The following is a 404-nucleotide window of genomic DNA, read 5'->3' as shown; positions in this document are numbered from 1 at the left end:
GTCTGGCGCTCCGAGGCGGTCATGAAGGTGCTGGAGGAGACGGTTTCGGCCGCCGGCGCGATCAGGCTCATCCACTTGCCGATGAAGTCGCCCGGCGACAGCGGCGCGGAATTGCTGTCGAGCGCCGCCCGGATGCCGCCGCAGCGGCCATGGCCCATGACGACGATGTTCTTGACCTTGAGGCTCTGTACGGCGAATTCAAGCGCCGCCGAGGTCGAATGGAACTCGCCGTCGGGTGCATAGGGCGGCACCAGATTGCCGACATTGCGCAGAACGAAGAGTTCGCCCGGCCCAGCGTCGAAGATCGCCTCGGGCGCCGAACGCGAATCGCAGCAGGCGACGATCATCGTCTCCGGCGCCTGGCCTTCGCGAGCGAGATCGCGATAGCGCCCGCTCTCTGTGAG

General features: G+C 66.6%; 1 protein-coding gene. It reads right to left on the bottom strand.

Going from position 1 to position 404, the window contains the following annotated elements; genetic code table 11:
* The coding region (locus EN969_RS35075) for a carbonic anhydrase (protein WP_281060064.1) at positions 1-404 on the bottom strand (404 nt) is incomplete at both ends.

This window comes from Mesorhizobium sp. M7A.F.Ca.CA.003.01.2.1 (assembly GCF_003998945.1).
Lineage (GTDB): Bacteria > Pseudomonadota > Alphaproteobacteria > Rhizobiales > Rhizobiaceae > Mesorhizobium > Mesorhizobium ciceri.
This window is presented reverse-complemented; position numbering and strand designations above follow the sequence as displayed.